The sequence below is a fragment of the Tolypothrix tenuis PCC 7101 genome, from assembly GCF_963874875.1.
GTDB classification, from domain to species: domain Bacteria; phylum Cyanobacteriota; class Cyanobacteriia; order Cyanobacteriales; family Nostocaceae; genus Aulosira; species Aulosira tenue.
The window spans coordinates 3,135,290-3,160,423 of sequence record NZ_CAWNJS010000001.1 but is presented as its reverse complement, the minus strand read 5'-3'; the positions used below and the strand labels follow the sequence as shown (position 1 = coordinate 3,160,423).

Genomic DNA, 25,134 nt, shown 5'->3' with positions numbered 1-25,134 from the left:
ATTTTATTCGCCAAGGATTTCATTGACGGTAATGTTTACATCTGGGAGACTTAGAATTGATAAAGTTTGACTGCTGGCGAACTTTTGCATAAGCTGATATCCCGCGGCTGTTGGTTGTTGATAAACTTCGACAATTTGCTCGTTAATATCTACTAACCAAACTTCAATTATGTTTGCTTCTGCATATAAAGAAATTTTCTGTTCTCGGTCATACTCGATAGTAGAATCAGCTACTTCAATTAATAAAAAAATATCCTGGAGTTGGGGGTGTGCAGTGGCGTAAAAATCATCACGGGGTTTAAGTAATCTTATAATTATTCCTCACAATTATGAACTCACCAACCAAACCACCCACTACAATCAATTCCAGAGGACATCCCACAGAGTTTGAGCAAATTATTCAAGCCAAAAGCCATAATTTTGTCGGTCGTGAATTTGTATTTACGGCGATTCATGAATTTATTCACCGTTATCGCCAGGGTTACTTCACTATCACAGGCGCACCCGGTAGCGGTAAAAGTGCAATTCTCGCCAAATATGCGACAGATAATCCTCATGTTGTCTATTACAACGTTGAACTTGAGGGTAAAAATCGCGCAGAGGAATTTATTAGCAATATTTGCACCCAACTGATAGAGATTTTTGCTATTGATAACTTACCTGTAGAGACTTTCAACATCACATCTCTACATCAGTTAATTCAGCAAATCAGCGATGAGTTAAAAACTCAGCAAAAACTCATCATTACTATTGATGGATTAGACCGCATTGACCGCAATAGTCAATCTCCTGGTACAAATTTATTTTATCTTCCCCGCTATCTCCCAGATAAAGTTTATTTCCTCCTCACCCGCCGCCCTTTTTTGAGAAATAAATCTGGTTTATTAATTGAAACACCATCCCATATTCTTAATCTAGCAGACTACCCAGAATCAACTCAGCAAGATATCCAAACATATATTCAACAATATTTAACTCACGAAGATATAAAAACCTGGCTAAATCATCACCAAATCAACGAGCAAGAATTTTGCACTAGCCTCGTTACTAAATCAGAAAATAATTTTATGTATATCAGCCAAATTTTAGCAGCTATCTCTGAGGGTTTCTATCCAGAATCTTGGCAATACAATCAAATCCCGCCTGGTTTAGAAACATATTATCAACAGCATTGGCAAAAAATGAAAGCTGCAAATCAAGATGAGGAATTTAGCCAAGCTGTGTTGCAAGTTTTAGTTAAGCAACAACAGCCCATCTCTGTAGAAGCAATTGCCGAAATTCTCAATGCAGATGAATTTGATATTGAGGAAGTGTTAGAGAATTGGTTTGAGTTTTTAATCCATCAACAAATCGCAGGTGCAGAATATTACAGCTTTTATCATACAAATTTCTGTAAATGGTTAGCAAAGAAACTTGAATCTTAAAATTAATTATTAAATTATTGTTTTTTATCAGCTTTCATCTTTATATACGTTGCGACGATGTCCCATTTCTACAACATTTACCAATAAAACATCATCATAAACTTCATAGATAATGCGGTAATCGCCTACTCTAATTCGATATGAATTCTCTGTGCCTTTTAACTTCTTCACTCCGTTAGGGCGTGGTTCTATTGCCAAGCTATCTATTTTTATCTGTATCCGGTCTTGCAATTCTGGAGATAGTTTCATGAACGCTTTTCTCGCACCCTTGGTAAATTTTACTTCGTAAATCACGCTACATCCTTGTTCCTTTCATTAGCAATTTCCTGTTTAATCTCCTCCCATGCGATCAGGCTATTATTTTCCACATCACTTTTAGCAGCATAATAGGCTTTTAAATCACTTTCATCTTCTTCATCCTCAATTTTTTGCAGTAGTGCATAAATTTCATCTAAGGTACTGTCATAAGCTTGATTTAACAGTACATTGATAGCTTTGATTAACTGTTCGCGTTCTTGTTCGGTCTTCATTTTTCTACCTCTTCTCAACTGAACTCCTGAATTTAATTTTAAATTAGCCCTCAATCATCTTCGCGCCTACCCTGTGGGAACACCTCCGGCAAATGCGCCTAAATACGTGAGAATAAAAGTAAATTTACTAACTTAATGAAAATACTAATGGCAACTCTCAATTTAGATACCCTCACTGCTGCTTTCGCAGACATCGAAACTATCACCGACCCCGCGCAAGTCGCCAAATTATCCCAGGACTATCACACCTTTAGCCCCGTTCTTGTCCCCAAATTAGCCGGGAAAGTCGGTGATATCGTCGTTCGTCCCGCCAACGAAGCAGAAGTGATTAAGGTGGCTGCAACCTGCGCCAAACTCCGTATCCCTGTAACTGTCCGGGGTGCAGGTACAGGAAATTACGGCCAATGCGTACCTATGCATGGCGGCGTAATTCTCGATATGACCAAAATGCACGAAATTCTCTGGGTAAAACCAGCCGTAGCGCGGGTAGAAGCTGGGGTGAAATTGGCAGCTTTGGATAAAAAAGCGCGAGAAATTGGCTGGGAAATGCGAATGGCTCCCTCAACCTACCGCACAGCCACCATTGGCGGCTTTATTGCTGGGGGAAGCGGGGGAATTGGCTCAATTCAATATGGCTTATTAGGCGATCGCGGTAATCTTTTAGGACTGCGAGTGGTAACTTTAGAAGATGAACCCCGCATCATCGAGTTACGCGGCGATGATGTGCAAAAGGTCAACCATGCTTGGGGTATTAATGGCATCATCACCCGATTAGAACTTCCTTTAGCCCCTGCTTATCCTTGGGCGGAAGTGATTGTTACCTTTGATGACTTCATGACAGCAGCCAAGTTTGGCTATGCCCTGGGTATTGCTGATGGCATGATGAAGAAATTGATTAGTGTATTTGCATCACCCATTCCCCAGTATTTCCATGCTTTACATGAATACATTCCCCAAGGTAAGCACCCAGCATTTTTAATGGTTGCTGAACCGAGTTTAGAATTTCTACCAGGATTAGTCCAACAATATGGCGGAGAAATTACTTATCAAAAACCCGCACAAGATGCAGGTAAAGGCACTCATTTAGCAGAATTTACCTGGAATCACACAACATTACACGCCCGCATTGTCGATAGTTCAATTACCTATTTGCAAAGTATCTTTCCGCCAGATGCGAGTTTGCAATTAGTTGAACATCTGTATCATCATTTTGGTGATGAAGTGATGATGCATTTAGAATTTTTTAGGGTGAGAGGCGCAGTTATTGCTGGTGCTTTACAACTTGTTCGTTACACCACAGAAGAACGCCTCAATGAAATTATCCGCTACCACGAAGCGCAAGGTGTAATGATTGCCAATCCTCACACATATATTATTGAAGACGGCGGTAGAAAAGTAATAGACCCCGAACAGTTAAAATTTAAAGAAATGGTTGATCCCTATGGTTTGATGAATCCTGGCAAAAGCAAAGTTTTGGAATTTCATAATAATTCGTAATTCGTAATTCGTAATTCGTAATTAATTACAAAAGTTGAAAAATCTAGGTTGGAATTTTACTGGATTGAGCAATATTTAGAACCCCGGCTTCTTGAAGAAGTCGGGGTTATGAGCAGCATTTTTTGCAAATATCTTGGATTAATTAATCATGATTCCCCTCTTAAATCTGCAACAAATTCGCCATTAATTGGGGGAGTGGCAAGACAATTATGACTAACAAAGCCATTGATAATAAACCTAATATGTCACGCCCATTATCTAATTCAGTGACATCATTAAGTGCAGGTTCATCAACTAAGGGGATGAGCCATAAAATAATCGCCCAGAATAAATATTCAGATTGGATTAAAGACAGCAGTAACAACAATAAGCGAGCAATTTGACCAATTGCGATCGCAGTTCTTTGTCCAAAAATAGCATGGACAATATGACCACCATCTAACTGTCCAACTGGCATCAAATTTAATGCAGTAACAATTAATCCCAAAAAACCTGCGACTGCAACAGGATGTAAGTCAATTGCTGATTGTGCGTTTAAGGCATTTCCTAGTGCTAATTTTGACAGTACGGCTAGCAATATGGAGTATTTGGGATTGAGCGCATCAGGATTTAAGATACTGGTTTTTTCTGTGAGAGGAACTATCTCAGAATGAGCTAAACCCCAAATTAATATTGGTAATGTAGCAATAAAACCCGCAATTGGGCCTGCTATACTCACATCAAATAAAGCTTTACGGTTAGGGATAGGACTCCGCATCTGAATAAATGCGCCAAATGTGCCTAAGAAAAAAGGCACAGGAATAAAATAAGGCAACGTGGAGCGGATTTTGTAATACCTAGCTGTTAGATAATGTCCTAGTTCATGGATGCCCAAAATTGTCATTAATGCCAAAGCATAAGGCAATCCCTGAAGAAACATATTAGGGTCAGCTTGTAGCACTTTTACATTTACACCAGCAATTCTTGTCCCTATTAAGGTAGTAGTCACCAAGGTAGCTACTAAAAGTAAAAATGCTAATCCTGGCCGCGTTAACTGTTCAGCCTTAGCAGAATTTACAGATTTAGCCGCTTGAGTATTGGGAACCAAGACAAAGAAAGGTTTGCTATTTAACCCTTCTTGAAATATCAACAAAAAGCGATCGCCAAATTGAGCTTCGATATTAGACTTAATTTGCTGGTAGGCTTGGCTTGGTGTCGTTCGCAATTGACCCCTACAGATGACAGCTTGGGGTCGGTATTCAATGTTTTGAATGTAGTAAGTAGACCAGGGAAAACAATTTCGCAGCTGGGTTTCTTCCGTTGGCTCGATGGGACGCACTTTTGCAGGTTCTGCGGTAGGATTAATAACCGGTTGTGATTCAATGGCTTGGGGTTCCGTCTGTTTATCTATAGGTGTTCGCCGTCCCCATTGAAATAACAGCCAGTATAACAGAACGCAGATGATCGATGACCAGAGAATCAGTGATGAGGGTGGCGCTTGTTTCGTACCATACATTAGCGTCCATCCGGTCAACAAAAATGCTGGTGTCATTAAAACCAACCATAACAACCAGACAGGTGTCCGGGTGCTATGGGCGACGACACGCTGCACCATCAGATAAGTAGCTAGTCCCAGTAGAAGGAGAAACCAAAATGTCATTTGCTCTTCAGTGATTTTGAAAAAACGTCCCACCTGTAGCGTTAGCACCACAGCCTTCACTACTAGCCAGACTATAAAAACCCCTATTTTTTCTTCAACGGTTAACAGCAATTGTTCACTCTCAAGCTGCTGGCTTTCAGATGTTGAACTCTGTAACCAAATGATTAGACAACTCCTCAATTTCGGTTTTTTCTTATGTGCCCCTTACCCCAACAGCCAAATCATACAGTTAAGCCACCAAGGGCTGTGCTCTCTGACGAAGTTCTACTCGGAGGAAACCTCTCTTCGGACTTCGCGCAAAATATTTTTGCATTTCCGCCCAATCGGGACACATTAGGGGGAACCTCTTATTTTATTGTAAGAAATGAAAGTAATATCCTGATTGATTGTCCTGCTTTCGAGCCAACAAATTTAGATTTCTTGCGATCGCATGGCGGTGTGCGCTGGCTAGTCATCACACACCGCGGTGCTATTGGGAAGACAGCAGAAATCCAGCAAGCTCTAGGTTGCGAGGTTGTAATTCAAGAACAAGAAGCTTATTTATTACCAGGATTAACCGTCACCAGCTTTGGGCGGGAACTAACTTTAGATGCAACCGCCCAAGTAATTTGGACACCGGGCCATTCTCCTGGCTCATCTTGCCTTTACTACAATCAATTCGGTGGAGTCTTATTTTCCGGTCGTCACATAGTTCCTAATCTTCAGGGTGAGCCAGTATTATTACGCACAGCCAAAACCTTTCACTGGCCAAGGCAAATTAAAAGTCTTCAAAATTTGTTAGAACGCTTTACACCAGAAACCCTACATTACATCTGTCCCGGCGCGAATATTGGTTTCTTGAGAGGAAAAGGTGCGATCGCTCAAGCTTATCAGAGTCTTGCGGCTTTGGATTTAGGGACTGGGGATTAGGGACTGGGGACTGGGTATGAGGGGGAAAAGGGGAAAGGGGAAAAGGAAAAAAAGGGAAATTATTATTACCCATTACCCATTACCCATTACCCATGCCCAATGCCCCATGCCCTATGCCCTATTCCCCATCCCCACAACTACAGGATTATTCGTCAACATTTCCACTGCTGCTTGATATTGTGGGTCGGCTTCTGTGCCAATTTGGTCGCGGGTAATTGTTTCTAGAGGAATGACTTTGTCTGGTTTTATACCTAATTTGTTAATGTCTCGATGTTGGGGGGTTTCGTACTTAGCAATTGTGACTGCCAAGCCAGAACCGTCGGATAATTCAAACAAGGATTGAATTAAGCCTTTACCAAAGGTGGTTTCGCCAACTAATGTGGCGCGGCCGTTATCTTGGAGTGCGCCGGCAAGAATTTCGCTGGCACTGGCGGTTCCTTGATTGACTAGAATAACTAATGGGTCTGATGTGAGTGCTGGGCCAAATGCCTCAAAGCTGCCTTGGATGCCTTGGCGATTGACGGTGTAGACGATGGTGCCAGAGTCTAGCCATAGGCGGGCAATTTCAATTCCCGCTTGCAGTAGCCCACCAGGATTATTGCGTAAATCGAGAATGTAGGCAGCCGCGCCCTTTTTTTCTAAACTATTAATGGCGTGTGCCAGTTCCATTGAGGCGTTGGCATTAAACTGATTCAGACGTAAATAGCCAATGGGTGTCCCTTGTGGGGTAACGCGCAAATCTGAGATTACAGGATTTAAAGCAATGCGATCGCGCACTACCCTAATTTCCTGCTCTTGTGTACCATCTCTCTCGATTAATAATGTCACGAGGCTGCCAATCGGCCCGCGCATTTTCGCTGCAGCTTCGTCCAAGGTCAGATTTTCTGTAGAGGTGCCTTCGATTTTGATAATGCGATCGCGTGGCTGAATCCCCGCTTTATCTGCCGGCGAACCTGCGATTGGTGCTACTACTTCCAGCTTCCCAGTTTTGGGGTCTAGGGCAATTTGCAAGCCAACCCCTGTAAGTTCTCCAGAAGTATTTACCTGTAAACTACGATACTGTTCTGGGTCTAAAAAGCGGGTAAAGGGGTCGTCCAGGCTTTTGAGCATATTCTGAACTGCTGCATAAGCTGCTTCCTGATTTTTTAGCGGTTTCTCTAAAACTTTTTGCCGTACCGTCGCCCAATTTTGATGATTAAACGTTTCATCTAAATAATTTCGATTGACAATTCGCCAAACTTCTGATATTAGTTTTTGCTCTTCTGTTAAAGCCCCAGCCGGTTGGATAAATATGCCTAGTGCCAACCAAACTGCCATTAGCAATGATAATCCGCGTCGCCAAATCTTTTTATCCATGAACAAGCCCATGTTGAATTCCACCTCAACCCAAATTGCCTAGAACTGCCCAGTTGCTTTGTTTTTGATGAAATCTATCTCTCGATTATGTTACTTTTTTTATAGAAGTGGTGCATTAGTCTTAATCAAGTTGTTAAGTCAGCTGATTAGCGTATATCCCACTCAACACACGATAAGATCTACTTTGTGTCCATAATTTGTCGTGTTGGTTTGCCCCAAAAACGCAATACATCACATGTTTACAGAGTGTTAAGTTTATTAAAAGTCTTATCACTCTGAAGCCTTAAAAGCAAACGACTAAAATCCTCTTTGCTAAAATCCCAAAATTGTTAATTGGGAGAGAAGTCTGAGCGGAGGCTTCCTCCGCTTAGAACTTCGTAGATTGATCAACCGCAACCGATTTTTTAGGAACTTGAGATTGTATGGCCAACGTTTACGACTGGTTTGAGGAACGCTTGGAAATTCAAGCACTCGCTGATGATGTCACAAGCAAGTACGTTCCTCCCCATGTCAACATCTTCTACTGCTTAGGTGGCATTACCCTGGTTTGCTTTCTCATCCAGTTTGCGACTGGATTTGCCATGACGTTCTACTACAAGCCAACTGTTGCTGAGGCTTACTCCTCAGTGCAGTACATCATGACAGAAGTAAACTTCGGCTGGCTAATTCGCTCCATTCACCGCTGGTCTGCCAGCATGATGGTGTTGATGATGATTTTGCACGTCTTTCGGGTTTACCTCACCGGTGGTTTCAAAAAGCCCCGCGAATTAACCTGGGTAAGTGGTGTGATCCTAGCCGTAATCACAGTTTCTTTTGGCGTGACTGGCTACTCACTACCTTGGGATCAAGTGGGATACTGGGCTGTGAAAATCGTGAGCGGCGTTCCCGAAGCAATTCCTGTAGTTGGTGTGCTGATCTCTGACTTGCTACGTGGTGGTTCTAGCGTCGGCCAAGCGACCCTGACCCGCTACTACAGCGCCCACACATTCGTTCTGCCCTGGTTGATTGCGGTCTTCATGCTGTTCCACTTCTTGATGATCCGCAAACAAGGCATTTCTGGGCCCTTGTAATTTCAGCCAAAACGCTAACAGCTAAACTGCATTCAGTTTCAAAATGGGGAAAGAGGTAATGGGTAATGGGTAATTGGTCATGGAAGCTCAGATTTTGACTCATAACTCAGGACTCAGTAATTGAAGCTATTACTTAAACCTCAACCTTTAATCCTTACCCTATCTCCTACCCCACGGCTTTCAAGCTAGAGTTGTTTGTTTTAAACTGATGAACAAGAACAACAAAAACTTGATATCAGAAGCTGAAAGCTGTAAAACCCTACTGGCATCTGGCTGCTGTTGAGGTTTACCTGATAGCTCAAGGCTTTTACCAATGCTTTAACTCAACTTAAGCAGGAGAGCATATTTAAAAATGTCAACACAGAAAAAACCCGATCTGAGCGATCCTATCCTCAGAGCCAAACTGGCCAAAGGCATGGGCCACAACTACTATGGCGAACCAGCTTGGCCTAATGACCTACTTTACGTATTTCCCATCGTCATCATGGGATCTTTCGCTTGTATTGTGGCTCTAGCAGTACTAGATCCCGCAATGAACGGTGAACCAGCGAATCCTTTTGCGACACCATTGGAAATTTTACCTGAGTGGTACTTGTACCCTGTATTCCAAATTTTGCGATCACTTCCTAACAAACTGTTAGGAGTATTAGCAATGGCTTCAGTACCTCTAGGACTTATCCTCGTTCCTTTTATCGAGAGCGTCAATAAGTTCCAAAATCCCTTCCGCCGTCCAGTTGCAACCACAGTTTTCCTCTTTGGAACACTTGTAACTCTGTGGCTAGGTATTGGTGCTGCTTTACCATTAGACAAATCCTTAACCTTAGGATTGTTCTAATTCAGTCAGAAAAAACAGTACTTTTTGATGAGTGCTGAGTCATGGGTGATGAGTTATGAGTAATGAGTTTTGATAAACTAAGTACTTAGTACTTAGGAAGACTTAAGTCGTGAGCTATTACTCAGCATTCAGCACTCAGCGAGAAGTTAGAGATAAGGTTTTCTTAAATCTGCACTTCTATGACTCAGCACTTTTCCTCATCCAGGTTGCATCGTGGATATTTAGTTTTGGATTTAATAGCTATTCCAAAATCAGAAATCTCACAAATACCACAAACAGAGGCATTTGTTACCTACCGATCACTTACTTATATTTAAGTCAAGGTCAATGCTTAGCACCATGCAGCAAGACCATCTGACGGTGAAGAGCGATCTCAAGCTCCTCAACCACGTGCAACAATGGTTTGAGAAATTTTGTCGGCAACATTTGTATCAACTTGGCTGGTCAGAAACTCAGCTTTATCGCCTGAACTTAGCATTAGCAGAAGGCTTCACTAACGCAGTGCGTCATGCTCATTCTGCTTTACCACCAGAAACAGGCATAGATATTGAAGTCAGCTTGTGGATTGATAGATTAGAAATGAGAATTTGGGATTATGGCAAACCTTTTAATCCCGATGCGATCGCCGAGCCAGAGCCAGGTACTCTTCAAGTAGGAGGATACGGATGGTTTCTTCTGAGACGCTTGGCCGACCGTGTTGTCTACGAACGCGCTACAGCAAACAGAAATTGTTTGCTGATTGTTAAATATGCTCTAGATGGTCAGCATTAAATAATTCTTAATTACTAATTTGTCATTGCCATCTAGTACAAATTATTAATTAATGGGAATTTGACAAGCTAGAACAAGAAACGTGAAAATCCAGCCAAAGCACCCTGAATGGGAATTTCAGGGTGCATAATTTTGCTTGCAAATCATAGAAGATGCTGAAAAATGCTGAGGTACGCTTAAAGTTGATGCTTTCTTGTTTATACGAATTGAAAATTTGATAGTGAAAGAGGATTGACAGAACTGCGGCACAAAAAGCAATCCCCAATTCAAAATGGTATTATTTTCTCTCTCGCAATTAACCTAAACATCTGTGGTATATGTTACAACTGGATGAGCCAGAAACATACGTAATTGCACAGGTAAAGTGGGCGAAAATCTTAATTTAACTCATAAATTTCCCCAAAAAACCAACCATGTATTCGTGTTCTTAGAAATTTTTGTACACGAGGGTGGGATTCAGTCCTATGTCAAAGATATTTTTCGCGCCTATCAGAGATTGAGTCCAGGCTACAAAGCAGAAGTATTTGTACTGCGAGATAGTCCAAATATCTCAAATCTCTGGGAATCGGAAAATTTAAAATTTTATGGTTTTCAAAATAACTCTCCCCAATTCGGCAGATTGAAAATGACAGCCGCCTTGCTGAAGTGTTTGTTGTTACAGCGTCCCCAGCATGTTTTTTGCGGTCACATCCTGTTAGCAAAACTGATACAAACCCTTTGCCAACCTTTAGGAATTCCTTACACTGTCCTCACTTACGGTAAAGAAGTTTGGGAACCGCTTAATAGTAAGGAACGTCACGCACTCACATCGGCATCAGGGATTTGGACAATTAGCCGTTACAGTCGCGATCGCAGCTGTGCGGCTAATTTTATCGACACCAATATAGTAAAAATACTGCCTTGTGCAATTGATGGGGATAAATTTACACCAGGTGAAAAGCCAGCAGACCTGATTGCCAAGTATGGTTTAAATGATGCCAGAGTGTTAATGACTGTAGCGCGGCTATGGTCGGGCGATATTTACAAAGGCGTTGATGTCACAATTCGCGCCTTACCGCAAATCCTTGAGATGTTCCCAGAAGTTAAATATTTAGTCATTGGTCGCGGCGACGATCAACCACGATTAGCGCAACTTGCACAAGATTTAGGTGTCAGCGATCGCGTAATTTTTGCAGGTTTCGTTCCCACAGAAGAACTAATAGCACACTACCGCCTGGCTGATGCCTACATTATGCCTTCCCAAGAAGGCTTTGGCATTGTTTATTTAGAAGCAATGGCTTGTGGCGTACCCGTGCTATCTGGTGATGATGACGGTTCAGCAGACCCCTTACAGGATGGACAACTTGGCTGGCGAGTTGCCCACCGCGATCCCAATGCTGTAGCAACAGCTTGTATAGAAATACTCACAGGCCATGACCAACGTTGTGATGGAGATTGGCTAAGACAACAAGCGATCGCACTTTTCGGCATGGATGCTTTGCAAAAACGGTTACAAGAGTTAATTTAATGGGAATGGGGCATTGGGCATTGGGCATTGGGCATGGGTAATTGGTAATTGGGTGTTTGGGGTTTGTCCTTAAATGATTTCTCCCCTGCTCCCTGCTCCCTGCTCCCTTGCTTTTCCCAGTTGCCCTCATCTCCTCATCCCCAAACTCGCTATCCTAGAAATAGAGCAACATGACATTTTAAAAATGAGCCTTAAATCTTTTCCTTTGCTTGAAAATCTTCGCCCTTGGCTCACTGTGTTAGCAGTTACTTGGTTGCTAGCATCTTTAGGCTTGGGTTGGTTGGTGAATTCGATACTTTTTATTGTTGGGTTGTTACTATTGGCACCCGTAATTGCATTCTTTGGGTTTCGCTGGTGGCTACAACGTAACTTGGTTGTTGATCAATGTCCTGTATGTCGATATGAATTTACAGGTTTAAATAACAGCCAGTTGCAATGTCCTAACTGCGGAGAGCAGTTATTAGTGCAAAGTGGTCATTTTCGTAGGTTTACCCCTGATGGCACAATTGATGTCACAGCAGTGGAAGTTCCAGCAAAATCACTTGAAGATTAAGCTGTTGTTGATTGAGTGGATCTTGTCGTAGGTTTTTTTAACGCAGAGTCACACAGAGTCAGCGCCAAGGGACGCAGAGTGATTTCAAAGATTATTCACTACCAAACACGGAGAAAGAAAAGTTTAACTTTGAGAAATTGGTAGTTCGTCTGGATGAGAAAAGCTACAAATCATCCATTACCAAAATTTGAAAGCGTCTGTCGTCCCTCATGTTGTCGAAATCACAGCCATTTTTTGCCATTTCTCAACACCATTGGCGAATTGTTGCAAGTTTTCAATTGCTAAATCCGCATTTGCCAGTAAGTCATCACAACAGGCTTTGCCATACCAGACTTCGCGGTTATCTGGTGCAATCAGCAATGCTTGGTTGCAGGATGCGATCGCATTATGGTATCGGTGTAATTAAGTTTTTCAGATACAAAGGTGCGTTACGGTAAAGCCTAACGCACCGCCAATCATCTCAAAAATGTTGCATTAACCAAGTGTAGCTAAACATTGGATAATTTATTGTTTTGTCTTAGCTTAACCCTTGGCTTATAACTAATTTGCAATTAACTCTACAGCATCTTTTCCATCCGCATCTTGTAAATAAACTTTGACAATCTCCTCTTTAGCGGTGGGTAGCTGCTTACCAATAAAATCTGGGTGGATGGGAACTTCACGATGGCCCCTATCTACCAAAACAGCTAAACGAATTACCTCAGGTCTACCGTACTCATTGACCGCATTTAAAGCAGCACGAATTGTCCTACCTTTAAAAATGACATCATCTACAAGCACAACTGTTTTACCTGTGAGGTCAAAAGGAATATCAGTTTTGGCTGGAGTTCGTAACCCAATTTGGTCAAGATCATCTCGATAAAACGTAATATCCAATGCTCCCACTTCTACAGATACACCTTCCAATGTCTCAATTTGACGTGCCAATAATTCTGCTAAAAATACACCCCTAGTATAAATACCTAAGAGTACTAGCTGAGATAAATCACGTGTCCTCTCCACAATTTGCGAAGCAAGACGAGTGACAGTCCGACGAAGTTCTTCCGATGAGAGAATTTCAACTACTTTTACAGACATAACCATAGACCGATACCCCTGAGTAATGCATGATACCAGACATTTGAGGCAAGAGGAGATGGGGTATACAGGATAAGAGGATGAGGAAGATGAGGGAGATGAGGGAGATGAAAGAGAAATTACTATTACCCATTACCCATTACCCATTACCCATTACCCATTACCCATTACCCATTACCCCATTCTCCATTCTCCATATTCATCATTACCTGTTGAGCAGTAGAAAGAATAGAGCGATCGCAACCCCTATCCACAGTAAAAAGCAATATCTAGTTAATTGCAAAGCCGATTCAATACTTTTAGGAGTGATGGGATGAATGTTATCTCCTAGCAATGGTTTGTGTTTAGCTACGCCGCGATACCAATTTGTCCCGCCAACCTGTACGCCTAAAATTGCTGCATAGGCGCATTCACTCCATCCAGAATTGGGACTTGGATCGATAATTGCATCTCGGCTACAAATCCGCCAAACATACAAAGGTTTACCTGATAATAACGCCAATGTGATGACTGTTAAGCGGCAAGGAACCCATGTCAGATAATCTTCTAAGCGCGCACTAAACCAACCTAAATAAGTGTATGGTGCTTCCTTATAGCCCACCATTGAATCTAGAGTACTACTGGCTTTATATGCTAGAGCTAAAGGCACAGCTCCCACAAAGGGAATGAATCCTCCCACAATTGCATAAAATAGCGGAGCCATCACCCCATCAGTAGCATTCTCAGTGACAGTTTCTAGAATGGCGCGCAGAATTTCTGCTTCGGAAAGATTTTTAGTATCGCGGCCAACGTAATTACTTAAACTATTACGAGCCTCTGCTAAATTTCCTCCGATTAAAGGTTTTAAGACAGTAACAGCTGCGGTTCTCAAACTTCTGCCAGCAAAACAACTAGCTAAGAGAATGCTTTCTAAAGCAATTGCCAATAGCGGATGCAACCACCTAGCACTTTGAATTATTAACCAGCCAACAAGTCCACTACCAATTAATAGAAAGATGCATAGGAAAATTCCCGCAATTCTTTGTGTTAGAGAATCATGACAATATTTCAGAGACAGTTTGGACAGGTGAGAAATAACCCACCCCATAACTTGCACTGGATGAGGCCAACCCCAAGGATCGCCAATTAGATAATCTAAAAATGCAGCAAAAATCAAGATATAAATGTTGTGAGTCATTGGTCAAGAGTCAAAAATTGGAGAGACATGATTAATCGCGTCTCTACTCAAGGGTCAAGCATAAATATTCTGACTCTGGTATTGTGACTCTGAAATATAGACTTTTGACTGTTGACTAAACTACAAAATTAGCTTCCTCTCCCAACGAAGCCTGCCAACTCCGAGCATCATAATAAAGGTCAGCCAGGGTAATACTATATAAAGCTTCTTTCAGCTTTTGGTTAAGTCTCTGCCAAAGAGAAAATGTTACCCAATCTTCCGCTTGTGCTGATGTTGGAGTATGGTTAGGCAAATAAGTAATCGTTTCACCTACAGATTCTAAAATTTGTCCTATAGATATTTTGGCAGGCTCTCTTGCCAATTGGTATCCACCAATGCTGCCGCGAATTGATTTTACTAAACCAGCACGACGCATTTCTATTAATAATTTTTCTAGATAAGGAGCAGGAATATCTTGGCGTTTGGCAATTGCTCTTACAGATACAGGCCCATAAGCCGGCTGTAAACTTAAATCGAGCATCGCTTTCACACTATAATGTCCTCTCGTTGTTAGTTTCATGCTGGATTTTTTGAATTGTCAGTTGTCAGTTGTCAGTTGTCAGTTGTTTTTTCATGACCATTGACTAATGACTAATGACTAAGGATCAGTTTTGCTTATCATTCTGTACCCCAATTATCCATATTGACAAGTAGACAAGTTTTTTTTGCGCTACTTTAGAAAACTTAAACAACTATAGTCTACCAGTAATTTAGAAACTATATATATAGTTATCAGTATAGACACCATTCTAGAAAATAAATTGTTTTAGCAATATTTAGAAATCAAGTAACAATTTTGCCTATGAATGTAATATACTTGGCAAGGCTGAAATAAAAACTAAAGGATTCTGTTCCTACTAGCTCAATGTCAGCTAAAATAAAATCGATTCAAACACTTCAAACATTCGTTTTCGACCTAAGTTGATGGCTAAACAGAAAAAAATTGAACCCCTAGTTGGTGAAGATCTGCTCAAAAAAGTTAAAGAGCTAGAGAACGAGAGCAAAGAAGAGAAGGCTAAGAAGTGCGGCTACTATACCGTTACCAAAAATGGTATAGAGCGCGTCAATATGATGAAGTTCTTGAATGCCTTAATTGATGCTGAAGGCATTCAATTAGATAGCTCTCCTAGTGCTAATGGTCGTGGTGGACGTAGCGCCAGCTATAGAATTAGTGTGCAATCAAATGGGAACTTGCTGATAGGTTCCGCCTACACAAAACAAATGAATCTTAAACCAGGCGATGAGTTTCTCATCACTTTAGGTAAAAAGCACATTCGTCTGAGACAGGTAGATCCAGAAGATAGGGAAGACCTGGAAGCTATAGAAGCTACTGCTTAATAATATAGTTAAACATCAAGAGTCAAGGAAGAAGGCTGAAGGCTGAATACTTGTCTGGCTGCGACTTAGAGTAGGGTAGCCTAAACAAATATACCTCATACTTTATACTTCTCACTTCAGCCTTCTATTGACAGAATATAGAAATGGTCGGCATAGGGCATCGGCACGACCTTAAACGGACGGGGAGCGACCATAAGACTACTTCAGTAGCTGGTTGCTGTGAGCCGTCAAGAATCACTGCACCTTCAGGTCGGTGAGTATGTCAATTAATGATTAATAACTACATCTGTTGTAGACATCATTGCTAAACATTGGTGCAGTGCCTTACCTGTGACTGTTAAATTACAGGTTAAGGCAATTTGCTCCCTTTCTAGTAGACCTAAAATGCGCTCATGGTTGTCTCTTGCTACCACTGGTAACTGATGCAAACCTCGAAGCGCCATGCGGTCTAAAGCTTCAGATAATGGTTCATCCCTCCAAGCATAAAGAATTTCAGTGGTACAAATATCTAAGAGAGTTTGACTAGATAAATTACTCTGAATTTCAGTTGGCAAATTCTGGTAATTTTGCCAAAGGCGGAGGTTACGGTTAATATCTTCTAGAGAGATAATACCAACTAATTGCTCAAGTTCATCAATTACTAAAGCACTAGAACAGCGATCGCGCAGCATCTCCTTCGCGGCTTCTAATACTCCTAACTTTGTCGGCAACTTTTTCGGACAAGTTAGCATTGCATCTTCTACTAAAATTTCCTGCAACATATCTGTCTTCTCGTCTTTTAATTCCGAAAGACCGATTTGTTGCAGATTAGAATTAGAATTAAAATTTGGCTTGATTCGTTCTATCAACCAAACACTTAAACCCACCGCCGCCATTAAAGGTAAAACAATCCGGTAATCGCGGGTTAATTCAAATAGCATAATAATTGATGTTAAGGGCGCTCTGACACTAGCAGCGAGAACCGCGGCCATTCCTACCATTGCATAGGCGGGGGGTGCAGCCATCTGTGTGCCAATTGTGGGAGCGATCGCAGCGACAATTTTGGCATAAGCTGAACCAAAAGAAGCACCCAGAAACATCGCGGGAGCAAATACACCACCGACAAAACCACTACCAGCGGAAATTGCTGTCATCAGCAATTTGATGACTAAAAGTATCAATAGTAAAGGTAGAGAAAACTCTACATCTTGCAGCATGGCCTGTACAGTGCCATAACCAATGCCCAAAATTTGGGGGAAATATATAGCGACTACGCCGATAATTACCCCACCAATAATTGGATGTATGGGCTTAGGAATTTTGCCGATAAAGCCCAACATGGGAATACGTCCAGCAAAGCAGGCTTTTGCTAACCGCATTGATTCTGTATAAGTTAGGGAAACTAAACTTGCTCCTAAACCTAAACCTAAATAAATTGGCAACTCTAAAAAAGGACTGCGGACTTGATATACAGGTAAAGCAAAAGCAGGTTGTGCGCCTAAACCAATTTGAGCAATTAACGCTGCTACCACTGCGGCTAACAACACTACACTGACAGCAGAAGTGGCAAAAGATGTAGCGCCCATCACCACTTCTAAAGCAAAAAACACTCCTGCGATCGGAGCATTAAAGCCGGCGGCTAAACCAGCCGCCGCACCAGCGCTTAAAAGCAAACGCTGTTGCTCTTGAGATACTTGTAAAATGAGAGATAATAACATCCCAAAATTGGCACCAATTTCTACACTCGGCCCCTCAGGCCCCAACGAAGCACCACTCCCCAAAGACACTGATGCTGCCAACATTTTGGTGACTGGACGTAGTGGCTGGCGAATTTCTTTGCCTTGAGAAGCTGCAATCAAAGATGAAAGTCCAGGTCCAAAATCTTGAGTGCGCCAGCGCATGAAACCGACAATTAAGCCGCCAACTGTGGGAACACAAGCTAAAGTCCAAGCACCCCAGACCCCAATAGTGCCCATAAAATTTTCCAGCATCAAATCGTGAATTAGCTGGATTAAATAGTGAAAGGTCACTACACCCATACCCGTACCGCTACCAATTAGTACTGCTAAAAGTAGCACTACGGTTTCTATGGATGGTTGAAAACGGTTAATTAAGTGAGCCAAGCGAGTAGTCACAGAAGGAAAGGCAGGTGTTTCCGTTACCTTCCTCAGTTCAGTAGGAGGCAAGAGAGTCATTGAGCAGCCAGGTAAATGTAAGAAAAAATTTAAATTTTTATCTGTTACTTCTCATTGTGAGCCATGATTTAGCAACCAGACAAGTATGCTCGATCAGCTTCATTTACAAATTTTTAGTTAAAAAAATTTCACTGTGCAAAATTTTGATGAGGAGAATGGTTAAATAGGACAGAATTATTATTTAATGGTCAACTAGCGGTGGTGCAGTGCTATTCAGTCAGAACTCCTTCTCAGGGAAAAAATACGCTAGATATGGACTTGGTGGTTAAGCCAGGTTAGACAGTAATGAGAAGTCATCTTTTACTAAATCTAGCTATACTCGTGGTGCGACTATAATAACCATCCTGAGTAAGAAGTACACTATATGTATGATTAATGACTGATGTCAGTTCACAAGCGTGAGTCTACTAAGTATTGATCGGGAATTCAATATAACTATTGTTTATAGAGCGAGTCAATGGACTAGGCGGTAGTATTAAATGAATATACACACTTTTGATAATCATTATGTTACTTGTCCAATTTGCCAAAGAAATGCCACACCGAAAAAAATTAAGACGTGCATTGGCTTGTTTAGTTGTCCCTATTGCCAAGAAAAACTTGTAGTTTGCCAAAGCGGTCATTACGTCCGCGATCCGTTTACGCTGAAACAGATGATGATCTCTTCGTCACTACGCCGCCAAAGCAGCCCTTTGGCGAGAATTATCCGAGATTTCGTCTTCCTGAAGCGTCCTGTAGTAGCAATGGCTGTGGGAGGTATCATTCTCTTAAGTATGCTTGCTATTACTCAGCAGAATACAAGTAGCGAACCGGAAAACTTTCCTCAAATAGAGAAAATAGATAAAAAAATTCAGTAAGCTTATCTACTGGTATAAATTATACTATTATAAACTTCTGGTAAACAGAAAATTAAGTATAACATTAATCACACCGTATGCTACCCCAGCTTGGGAGTATACGGTTTCATTTTGGTAGGAGGTTGGGGATTGGGGACTAGGGACTAGGGACTAGGGACTAGGGACTAGGGACTGGGAATTGAGGGATGAGGAAAATTACTCATTACTCATTACCAATGCCCAATGCCCCATGCCCGATGCTCATCTTTAAAAGTAAAAAGCTAATGACTAATTTGCACCTTTAGCCATTAGCACGTCTTTATTACCTGTTATCCATTGCTGGGATGACTACAAGTTTTAACTGGCGAATTCCGCACGTAATTGATTGACAACTCGATCCAGTCCGACGGAATGGGCAGCTTTGAATAATAACCGATCGCCTTCTTGCACAAATGTCTTTAATCTGGCTACTAATTCTGCATGGCTGGTAAAGCATTCTGAGGGAATACCTTCGGCACTTTTGGCGATCGCTTCGGCATCTTGTCCATCAACTAAGACTAACAAGCCGTCTAATTTCAACTTTTGCACAGTCTCACCAACTCGCTGGTGCAGTTGTGGTGATCGCTCTCCTAATTCTTTCATTGCACCTAATACGGCAATTTTGCGTTTTCCGGGTGTGTCTGCTAATAATTGCAGCGCTGCTAACATAGCTTCTGGTGCAGCATTGTAAGTTTCATCTAAGATTACCACGTCATTGGGCAAAGCAAAACGTTGCGATCGCCCTGTGGGCATATCAACATTTACACCCGCTTGTAAAGATGCCCAATCAATTCCTACTACCTTAGCTACGGCTAAAGCTGCCAAGAAATTTGTGACATTGTGACGACCAGGGAGGGGTAGAGGTAGCTGGATATCTTCTATTGCCAGTGTCTCATTATCAATTATTTGCCCGGAAATATCGCCCCCAGATAAGCCGTAGGTGATGACTTTGCCTTGCCAAACTTTGGTTGCTGTGGAAATTAATAGCGGATTATCTTGATTAAGAATGGCAACGCTATCCTTGGGCATTTCGGCTAATAATTCACATTTGGCCTGAGCGATCGCAGCTTCGGAACCGAGTAATTCAATATGTGCTGTGCCGACATTGGTAATAACTCCAATTGTCGGATTGGCGATGTGGGTTAATTCGGCAATCTGTCCTTGACCCCGCATAGCCATTTCAATCACAGCATAATCATGTTCTGAGCTAAGTTCTAGGAGAGTTTTCGGTACACCAATTTCGTTATTAAAATTGCCGTAAGTCTTGTGTACGTTTCCCTTTGTCGCCAAAACTGCGGCAATGAGTTCCTTGGTTGTAGTTTTACCCACAGAACCAGTTACCCCAATCACAGGAATTTGAAAGCGATCGCGCCACCAACGAGCAATTTTTTGATAGGCTTCTAGAGTATTTTTGACCTGTAATGCCGGAAACCCAGGATTTTCATAATCAAAATCAACAATAGCCGCGATCGCACCTTTAGCGATCGCAGTAGCAACAAACTCGTGCCCATCAAACTTTTCACCTCGCAAAGCCACAAACACTTCACCTGGCTTAATCAGCCGAGTGTCTGTTTGGATACTGCTGCCTAATTGTGTTAAAGCGGCTGCTGATAAGTTGACAGGCTGGGCTAAAAGAATTTCAACCAGTTGATTTAAAGTGGCAGAACAAGGCATAAAAGTGAAAATTGTCCCCAAGAATAAATTATTGAAATTTTAGTAGTAAAAAGTCTTAAGGTGACAAATATTTTTGGGGATTGGGGATTGGGGACTGGGGATTGGCGATTGGGGATTGGCGATTGGGGTAAAGGGTAAAGGGGAATAACAAACAGCAAATGACAAATGACGAATGACAAATGACGAATGACGAATGACAAATGACAAATGACAAATGACAAATGACAAATGACAAATGACAAATGACAAATGACAAATGACAAATGACAAATGACAAATGACAAATGACAAACACCAATTACCACATCCGAAAAAATGATACTATGCTGTCGGAAGGCTGTGACTGTGTGCATTGATTAATGAAAAACTCCAGCCACAAGGGGAAGAAGTTTCCAATGCCCAATGCCCAATGCCCCAAGCGGCGGGGCAGGTATTCCTCTCCACTTAAGGATCGGAGTTTCCCGCCGCTTTCCATGAATATTAGCGAAAGGTAGCGGAATTATGCTTTGTATAGAAGATCTGCTGACTCTGGAACTATTTAAAACTTTGCCACGGAACCGTCTGGATTGGATATGCGATCGCTCTCAAATACTTAATCTGAGTACTGATGAAATATTGGTATCCGAAGGCGATCCTGCACGTGGCTTTTTTATTATGTTGTCTGGGCGGATGGGATTGACAAGGCGCAGTGATGGGATGGAAATGCCCATCGGACAGCATGAAGCCCCTAGCTTTTTTGGGGAAATTCCCATCTTGACAGGCGATCCTAACCCAGTGACAGTACGCGCCCTGACTGACTGTCATCTGTATCAGCTATCAAGTGAAGATTTCCTGACATTACTGCACGAGTGCCGCAACTTTGAGCAGGTGATTTTTAAAACAGTCGCCAAGCGATCGCGTGGATTAGAATCCTTCATCCGCAATCGGGAAAAAATGGCGGCTTTAGGTACTCTAGCAGCAGGATTAGCCCACGAACTGAATAATCCAGCCGCAGCTTTGGTTCGCGCTTTGCGAGATATCACCCCAGCATTACTAGAACTACAACGCATGAATCTGGTGTATGGACAGCACCAAGTTGATGCAGAACATACCGCACAATGGATTAAAGCCCGAGATGAGGGGTATGAGACAATTACCCACAAGCGGATCGATCCGATGAAATTGAGCGATCGCGAAGATGAATTGCTCGATTGGTTAGAAGATTATGGTGTAGAGGATGCTTGGAAACTTGCAGGGCCGTTAGCTGAAGGGGGTACCGCAATTGCCACACTAGAAGAATTAACTGCACGCTGGCAAGACGATCAAACAAAAATGGGTACTATGGGCTTGCGTTGGTTAGCCCTTTCTTTTGAAGTCATGTCTATGATTTCCAGTGGTTTACGTGGTGCAGAACGGATTGCGGAACTGGTGCAGTCAATGAAGTCTTATTCCCATTTAGATCAGGGTGCAAGACAATTAGTTGATATACATGAAGGTTTAGAAGATACTTTACGATTATTCTCATACAAAATAAAAAATGGCGTAGAAATTCGCAGGTCATATAGTCCTGATATTCCTAAAATTTGGGCTTATGGCAGCGAATTAAATCAAGTGTGGACGAATTTGATTGATAACGCCATTGATGCCATGAACGAAAAAGGCATATTAGAGATTGTGACAACTCCCTATAGCGATCGCATCGAAGTCCAAATTACAGACTCCGGATCGGGTATTCCGCAAGAGATTAAATCACGAATTTTCGAGCCATTTTTCACAACTAAGGCCGTTGGTAAAGGTTCCGGTTTAGGCTTAGAAGTAGTACGCCGCATCGTCGAAATCCGCCATCAAGGAAGTATTACAGTCGATTCCCAACCAGGGAAAACGCAATTTACTATTTGTCTCCCGATTGGTTGAGATTGGGATTGGGGAACTTGGGGCCCCCTCTGGGGATAAGGGGTAATGGGGACTGGGAAAAAGCAGGGGAGCAGGGAGCAGGGAGCAGGGGGAAAAATAACAAACACCTATTACCAATTACCAATTACCCGTTACCAATTACCCAATGACAAATGACAAATGACAAATGACAAACCTGTAAAATTTCTCATTGGTTGCGCTGTTTGGGCATATAAAGGATGGGTGGGTGAACTCTATCCTTCAGGTACTCGCACAGCTGAGTTTCTTTCTCTCTACAGTCGCCGCTTCACTACTGTGGAGGGAAATACTACTTTCTACGCTATCCCTAATCAGGAAACTGTCACTCGCTGGGCGACGGAAACACCACCAGGTTTTGAATTTTGTTTAAAATTACCGCGTGATATTACCCATCAAGGTTTGTTGCAACCATATATCCCTGCGGCTTTACAATTTCTGGAAAATATGCGTCCTTTGGGTAAGCGTCTAGGCCCGATATTTGCTCAATTACCGCCCAGTTACGCACCTATATTAATAGAAGATTTGGCTATTTTTTTAGAAGCTTGGCCGCGTACAGTTGCACCCCTAGCGCTAGAAGTTCGCCATCCGGATTGGTTTAAGGAACCTCATGCTAGTAATTTGACGGCACTGTTAGAAAAGCTCAATGTTGGTAGAGTACTGTTAGACTCGCGCCCCATCTACACTGGAGATGATGACCCTCAGCTAAATTCAGAACGACGCAAACCGAAATTACCAGTACAATTTAGCGTCACAGCACCTTTTACCCTAATTCGCTTTATCTCACACCCAAACTTAAGCGTGAATCAGCCGTTTATGGAAGAGTGGGTAACGCAGATTCAACAGTGGTTACAGGCGGGAGTGCAGATTTATTTCTTTGTTCATTGTCCGATAGAAGAGCGATCGCCTAGCACAGCCCGTCACTTCCAAAATTTACTAGAACAGAATGGTGTAGCAGTTCCTTCCCTACCTTGGAACAACCTCGATCATACACCCAACCAATTAAGTTTATGGGATTTGTAATGCTGTAGGGGCACAGCATCCACAATCTTTTGATATATCAAATATCTTACAGGTGCCCACCTGTGTCAACTTAAGCTTAAAGCTATATAGGGCGGGCGTTGTACAAATACCTCGCGCCCTCATCCCCTAACCCCTTCTCCCGCAGGAGAAGGGGAACTAAATCTCTTGCTCCCTTCTCCCTGTGGGAGAGGGGCTGGGGGTGAGGGCGAAACCTTGCACAAGAGCGGGTTTCACGTTAAGTTGACACCAATGACAGGTGCCGTGCCCCTACTCATCTGTCGCGTTCTTTGTTCAAAATGGTATTAAAACTGGAACATTCCTCTCTCTGGTTTTTCTGGAATTACGGCATAAGCATCTATTTCAAATAACATACCGTCAAGTGCAAGCCTAGGAACAGGGATGAGGGTGTTTGCTGGTGGTTTATTCCCCCACAAATTAGCAATTTCACGTCCTAACGGTATCAATTTCTCTTGAGTGTGATTAACTATAAGCACAGTAGTTTTAGCTACATGTTCTGGTTTGGCACCCACCGCTTGTAAGGCAAAGCGGAGGTTCTGAAAAGCCCGTACCAACTGCTCCTCATAATCATTAGAAATCACATTTCCTTGCAAATCTGAACCAAATTGACCAGAAATATAAACAGTTTTTGCATTGGCTGGTGTAACAGCTATATGACTATAGCCATTTTGGGGTGCATTATATAGAGTTGGTGGATTTACCAGTTTCACATCTTGGTTTTCACGAGCATTCACTGCAGTTTGTGTTCCTGCTACAAAGGTGGTGCCTAATCCTGCACCACCAAGCCACAAAAGTGCATTGCGTCGCGATAATTTGGTTACTAATGAATTAACAGCACTGGTAATACGCTGAGTCATTAAAGCTCCTTAAATAAGTAATTCAGTAAGTTCACGATTGAACATAACAATATTCAGCAAGATAAATTGAAAAAGCTTTAATTTCTCTTTTTCAAAACTTTATATGTTGCGTTAATCAAGCGTACTTACTTACGAAAAAATATTACATATTAAGCATAAATTGAAACTCGTTAATAGTAAAGGATAATCGGATATTAAAAAGTAAAAACTAAAAAGTAAAAAGTAAAAAGTAAAAATATAATCCCCATAAATAAAGCGCAAAGTTGAGCCAGTGACACGTGCGGCTCTGCCGGGTCAACTGGCGTTAGAGCGCCGACTTGCGGCGAACTGAACTTTGCAAGATAGGGGATTGGAACAGGACGTATTATTTCTCGACGGCAGTCGCCACAAGTCGGCAAACCCTTTCGGCAATTGCTCATGGGGGAAACCCCCTACAGCCCTTCGCGCATCCTACAGCAGGCGCTAGCCTCTCCCAAAGGGAGAAGACCGCATTGCCTCTCCTGACGGAGACGCTACGCGTAGCTTGCTTCCCTAAAAGAGTGCACCAAGGTGCTGCCTCCGCTATGGGTCTCGAAATAAATGTCTTTATTTTGTTCCATAACGAAATTGGGGGCTTGTGACTATTTTTATGTTTATTTATTTTGCCTTTTAACTTTTAACTTTTACCTTGTTCGGTCACGGATTTAAAACATAATTCCAAAGGCTTACAAGTTGAATAAAAAATTTAAAAAATATGTATATTAATTATTATGCTAAAAATAAAATTGCTAATGTATTGTATTATTGACCCCAAAAATGTGCTGCGATCGCAAAATAATATGCACCGAAATTGAAGGCATCGCCACAGCTAATCCATATCCGGAAACATCTCACGATATATCAA

23 protein-coding genes and 1 pseudogene are annotated in these 25,134 nt (G+C 42.1%); 12 read left to right on the top strand and 12 right to left on the bottom strand.

Annotated features, from left to right (window positions below; genetic code table 11):
• Positions 1-3: 3 nt before the first annotated feature.
• Positions 4-312 (bottom strand): annotated as a pseudogene (locus AACU25_RS12895) (Uma2 family endonuclease); the annotation flags it as partial.
• Between the two features lie 17 nt (positions 313-329).
• Here AACU25_RS12895 and AACU25_RS12890 point away from each other — a divergent pair.
• Positions 330-1,424, top strand: a complete 1,095-nt coding sequence (locus AACU25_RS12890; RefSeq protein ID WP_096576181.1) for an AAA family ATPase — start codon at positions 330-332, stop codon at positions 1,422-1,424.
• A 27-nt stretch (positions 1,425-1,451) separates the two neighbouring features.
• Here AACU25_RS12890 and AACU25_RS12885 read toward each other — a convergent pair whose 3' ends face one another.
• Positions 1,452-1,718, bottom strand: a complete 267-nt coding sequence (locus AACU25_RS12885; RefSeq protein ID WP_096576178.1) for a type II toxin-antitoxin system RelE/ParE family toxin — start codon at positions 1,716-1,718, stop codon at positions 1,452-1,454.
• The gene (locus AACU25_RS12880) at positions 1,715-1,954 is read right to left on the bottom strand and encodes a hypothetical protein (protein ID WP_096576175.1); all 240 of its coding nucleotides are present in this window, start codon (positions 1,952-1,954) and stop codon (positions 1,715-1,717) included. The genes AACU25_RS12885 and AACU25_RS12880 overlap by 4 nt, the downstream gene beginning before the upstream one ends.
• 147 nt (positions 1,955-2,101) lie before the next feature.
• Here AACU25_RS12880 and AACU25_RS12875 point away from each other — a divergent pair, with 147 nt between their 5' ends.
• Positions 2,102-3,451: an FAD-binding oxidoreductase gene (locus tag AACU25_RS12875; RefSeq protein ID WP_096576172.1), complete on the top strand. Its 1,350-nt coding sequence runs from the start codon at positions 2,102-2,104 to the stop codon at positions 3,449-3,451.
• Between the two features lie 160 nt (positions 3,452-3,611).
• Here AACU25_RS12875 and AACU25_RS12870 read toward each other — a convergent pair whose 3' ends face one another.
• Positions 3,612-5,090 carry a site-2 protease family protein gene (locus AACU25_RS12870; RefSeq protein ID WP_096583712.1) on the bottom strand — a complete coding sequence of 493 codons (1,479 nt, stop codon included), beginning with the start codon at positions 5,088-5,090 and terminating at the stop codon, positions 3,612-3,614.
• A gap of 195 nt (positions 5,091-5,285) precedes the next feature.
• Here AACU25_RS12870 and AACU25_RS12865 point away from each other — a divergent pair, with 195 nt between their 5' ends.
• Positions 5,286-5,999, top strand: coding sequence for an MBL fold metallo-hydrolase (locus AACU25_RS12865; RefSeq protein WP_096576169.1), 714 nt, complete (start codon positions 5,286-5,288; stop codon positions 5,997-5,999).
• Positions 6,000-6,110: 111 nt separating this feature from the next.
• Here the strand turns inward: AACU25_RS12865 and ctpA are convergent, their stop codons facing one another.
• A complete protein-coding gene (gene ctpA / locus AACU25_RS12860) occupies positions 6,111-7,367 on the bottom strand; it encodes a carboxyl-terminal processing protease CtpA (protein WP_096576166.1) in 1,257 nt (418 codons plus the stop codon).
• Between the two features lie 410 nt (positions 7,368-7,777).
• On the opposite strand from ctpA, the gene petB reads away from it, so the two are divergent.
• The 5 genes from petB (at position 7,778) to AACU25_RS12835 (ending at position 12,091) form a co-directional block, all read left to right on the top strand.
• Complete coding sequence (gene petB, locus AACU25_RS12855; protein WP_045867444.1) at positions 7,778-8,425, top strand: cytochrome b6; 648 nt, start codon at positions 7,778-7,780, stop codon at positions 8,423-8,425.
• Positions 8,426-8,777: 352 nt separating this feature from the next.
• Positions 8,778-9,260 (top strand): cytochrome b6-f complex subunit IV, encoded by a 483-nt coding sequence (petD, locus tag AACU25_RS12850; protein WP_045867443.1) that lies wholly within the window; start codon positions 8,778-8,780, stop codon positions 9,258-9,260.
• A 327-nt stretch (positions 9,261-9,587) separates the two neighbouring features.
• Positions 9,588-10,031 (top strand): ATP-binding protein, encoded by a 444-nt coding sequence (locus AACU25_RS12845; protein WP_096576163.1) that lies wholly within the window; start codon positions 9,588-9,590, stop codon positions 10,029-10,031.
• A gap of 364 nt (positions 10,032-10,395) precedes the next feature.
• Positions 10,396-11,538, top strand: coding sequence for a glycosyltransferase (locus AACU25_RS12840; RefSeq protein WP_096576160.1), 1,143 nt, complete (start codon positions 10,396-10,398; stop codon positions 11,536-11,538).
• A 184-nt stretch (positions 11,539-11,722) separates the two neighbouring features.
• Positions 11,723-12,091: a hypothetical protein gene (locus AACU25_RS12835; protein ID WP_096583710.1), complete on the top strand. Its 369-nt coding sequence runs from the start codon at positions 11,723-11,725 to the stop codon at positions 12,089-12,091.
• A 207-nt stretch (positions 12,092-12,298) separates the two neighbouring features.
• On the opposite strand, the gene AACU25_RS12830 is transcribed toward AACU25_RS12835, so the two are convergent.
• The 4 genes from AACU25_RS12830 to AACU25_RS12815 form a co-directional block, all read right to left on the bottom strand.
• Positions 12,299-12,451, bottom strand: coding sequence for a hypothetical protein (locus AACU25_RS12830; RefSeq protein ID WP_190445891.1), 153 nt, complete (start codon positions 12,449-12,451; stop codon positions 12,299-12,301).
• A gap of 180 nt (positions 12,452-12,631) precedes the next feature.
• The gene (gene pyrR / locus AACU25_RS12825) at positions 12,632-13,174 is read right to left on the bottom strand and encodes a bifunctional pyr operon transcriptional regulator/uracil phosphoribosyltransferase PyrR (RefSeq protein WP_190445892.1); all 543 of its coding nucleotides are present in this window, start codon (positions 13,172-13,174) and stop codon (positions 12,632-12,634) included.
• A 199-nt stretch (positions 13,175-13,373) separates the two neighbouring features.
• A complete protein-coding gene (cbiB, locus tag AACU25_RS12820) occupies positions 13,374-14,345 on the bottom strand; it encodes an adenosylcobinamide-phosphate synthase CbiB (RefSeq protein ID WP_096576154.1) in 972 nt (323 codons plus the stop codon).
• A gap of 115 nt (positions 14,346-14,460) precedes the next feature.
• On the bottom strand, positions 14,461-14,904 hold the full coding sequence (locus AACU25_RS12815; protein ID WP_045867438.1) for an Rrf2 family transcriptional regulator: 444 nt from the start codon (positions 14,902-14,904) through the stop codon (positions 14,461-14,463).
• Between the two features lie 404 nt (positions 14,905-15,308).
• Between AACU25_RS12815 and AACU25_RS12810 the strand changes: the two genes are divergently transcribed.
• On the top strand, positions 15,309-15,722 hold the full coding sequence (locus AACU25_RS12810; RefSeq protein WP_045867437.1) for an AbrB family transcriptional regulator: 414 nt from the start codon (positions 15,309-15,311) through the stop codon (positions 15,720-15,722).
• A 266-nt stretch (positions 15,723-15,988) separates the two neighbouring features.
• Here the strand turns inward: AACU25_RS12810 and AACU25_RS12805 are convergent, their stop codons facing one another.
• Positions 15,989-17,896, bottom strand: a complete 1,908-nt coding sequence (locus tag AACU25_RS12805; RefSeq protein WP_096576151.1) for a chloride channel protein — start codon at positions 17,894-17,896, stop codon at positions 15,989-15,991.
• A 479-nt stretch (positions 17,897-18,375) separates the two neighbouring features.
• Here AACU25_RS12805 and AACU25_RS12800 point away from each other — a divergent pair, with 479 nt between their 5' ends.
• Positions 18,376-18,753 carry a hypothetical protein gene (locus AACU25_RS12800; RefSeq protein ID WP_096576148.1) on the top strand — a complete coding sequence of 126 codons (378 nt, stop codon included), beginning with the start codon at positions 18,376-18,378 and terminating at the stop codon, positions 18,751-18,753.
• A 336-nt stretch (positions 18,754-19,089) separates the two neighbouring features.
• On the opposite strand, the gene AACU25_RS12795 is transcribed toward AACU25_RS12800, so the two are convergent.
• Positions 19,090-20,445 (bottom strand): UDP-N-acetylmuramoyl-tripeptide--D-alanyl-D-alanine ligase, encoded by a 1,356-nt coding sequence (locus tag AACU25_RS12795; protein ID WP_096576146.1) that lies wholly within the window; start codon positions 20,443-20,445, stop codon positions 19,090-19,092.
• Positions 20,446-20,946: 501 nt separating this feature from the next.
• On the opposite strand from AACU25_RS12795, the gene AACU25_RS12790 reads away from it, so the two are divergent.
• Positions 20,947-22,338: an ATP-binding protein gene (locus AACU25_RS12790; protein ID WP_096576140.1), complete on the top strand. Its 1,392-nt coding sequence runs from the start codon at positions 20,947-20,949 to the stop codon at positions 22,336-22,338.
• A 159-nt stretch (positions 22,339-22,497) separates the two neighbouring features.
• Positions 22,498-23,376 (top strand): DUF72 domain-containing protein, encoded by an 879-nt coding sequence (locus tag AACU25_RS12785; RefSeq protein ID WP_096576137.1) that lies wholly within the window; start codon positions 22,498-22,500, stop codon positions 23,374-23,376.
• A gap of 302 nt (positions 23,377-23,678) precedes the next feature.
• Here the strand turns inward: AACU25_RS12785 and AACU25_RS12780 are convergent, their stop codons facing one another.
• Positions 23,679-24,251, bottom strand: coding sequence for a Rid family hydrolase (locus tag AACU25_RS12780; RefSeq protein WP_096576134.1), 573 nt, complete (start codon positions 24,249-24,251; stop codon positions 23,679-23,681).
• Positions 24,252-25,134 lie beyond the last annotated feature (883 nt).

What these genes read in the sequence shown, in the direction of transcription:
- AACU25_RS12795 (WP_096576146.1), bottom strand. Translation starts at nt 20,445, where the DNA reads ATGCCTTGTTCTGCCACTTTAAATCAACTGGTTGAAATTCTTTTAGCC.
- AACU25_RS12785 (WP_096576137.1), top strand. Translation starts at nt 22,498, where the DNA reads ATGACAAATGACAAACCTGTAAAATTTCTCATTGGTTGCGCTGTTTGG.
- AACU25_RS12790 (WP_096576140.1), top strand. Translation starts at nt 20,947, where the DNA reads ATGCTTTGTATAGAAGATCTGCTGACTCTGGAACTATTTAAAACTTTG.
- AACU25_RS12845 (WP_096576163.1), top strand. Translation starts at nt 9,588, where the DNA reads ATGCTTAGCACCATGCAGCAAGACCATCTGACGGTGAAGAGCGATCTC.
- cbiB (WP_096576154.1), bottom strand. Translation starts at nt 14,345, where the DNA reads ATGACTCACAACATTTATATCTTGATTTTTGCTGCATTTTTAGATTAT.
- petB (WP_045867444.1), top strand. Translation starts at nt 7,778, where the DNA reads ATGGCCAACGTTTACGACTGGTTTGAGGAACGCTTGGAAATTCAAGCA.
- ctpA (WP_096576166.1), bottom strand. Translation starts at nt 7,367, where the DNA reads ATGGGCTTGTTCATGGATAAAAAGATTTGGCGACGCGGATTATCATTG.
- AACU25_RS12865 (WP_096576169.1), top strand. Translation starts at nt 5,286, where the DNA reads ATGTGCCCCTTACCCCAACAGCCAAATCATACAGTTAAGCCACCAAGG.
- AACU25_RS12815 (WP_045867438.1), bottom strand. Translation starts at nt 14,904, where the DNA reads ATGAAACTAACAACGAGAGGACATTATAGTGTGAAAGCGATGCTCGAT.
- AACU25_RS12780 (WP_096576134.1), bottom strand. Translation starts at nt 24,251, where the DNA reads ATGACTCAGCGTATTACCAGTGCTGTTAATTCATTAGTAACCAAATTA.
- AACU25_RS12875 (WP_096576172.1), top strand. Translation starts at nt 2,102, where the DNA reads ATGGCAACTCTCAATTTAGATACCCTCACTGCTGCTTTCGCAGACATC.
- AACU25_RS12835 (WP_096583710.1), top strand. Translation starts at nt 11,723, where the DNA reads ATGAGCCTTAAATCTTTTCCTTTGCTTGAAAATCTTCGCCCTTGGCTC.
- AACU25_RS12805 (WP_096576151.1), bottom strand. Translation starts at nt 17,896, where the DNA reads ATGACTCTCTTGCCTCCTACTGAACTGAGGAAGGTAACGGAAACACCT.
- petD (WP_045867443.1), top strand. Translation starts at nt 8,778, where the DNA reads ATGTCAACACAGAAAAAACCCGATCTGAGCGATCCTATCCTCAGAGCC.
- AACU25_RS12870 (WP_096583712.1), bottom strand. Translation starts at nt 5,090, where the DNA reads ATGACATTTTGGTTTCTCCTTCTACTGGGACTAGCTACTTATCTGATG.
- AACU25_RS12800 (WP_096576148.1), top strand. Translation starts at nt 18,376, where the DNA reads ATGAATATACACACTTTTGATAATCATTATGTTACTTGTCCAATTTGC.
- pyrR (WP_190445892.1), bottom strand. Translation starts at nt 13,174, where the DNA reads ATGGTTATGTCTGTAAAAGTAGTTGAAATTCTCTCATCGGAAGAACTT.
- AACU25_RS12890 (WP_096576181.1), top strand. Translation starts at nt 330, where the DNA reads ATGAACTCACCAACCAAACCACCCACTACAATCAATTCCAGAGGACAT.
- AACU25_RS12810 (WP_045867437.1), top strand. Translation starts at nt 15,309, where the DNA reads ATGGCTAAACAGAAAAAAATTGAACCCCTAGTTGGTGAAGATCTGCTC.
- AACU25_RS12880 (WP_096576175.1), bottom strand. Translation starts at nt 1,954, where the DNA reads ATGAAGACCGAACAAGAACGCGAACAGTTAATCAAAGCTATCAATGTA.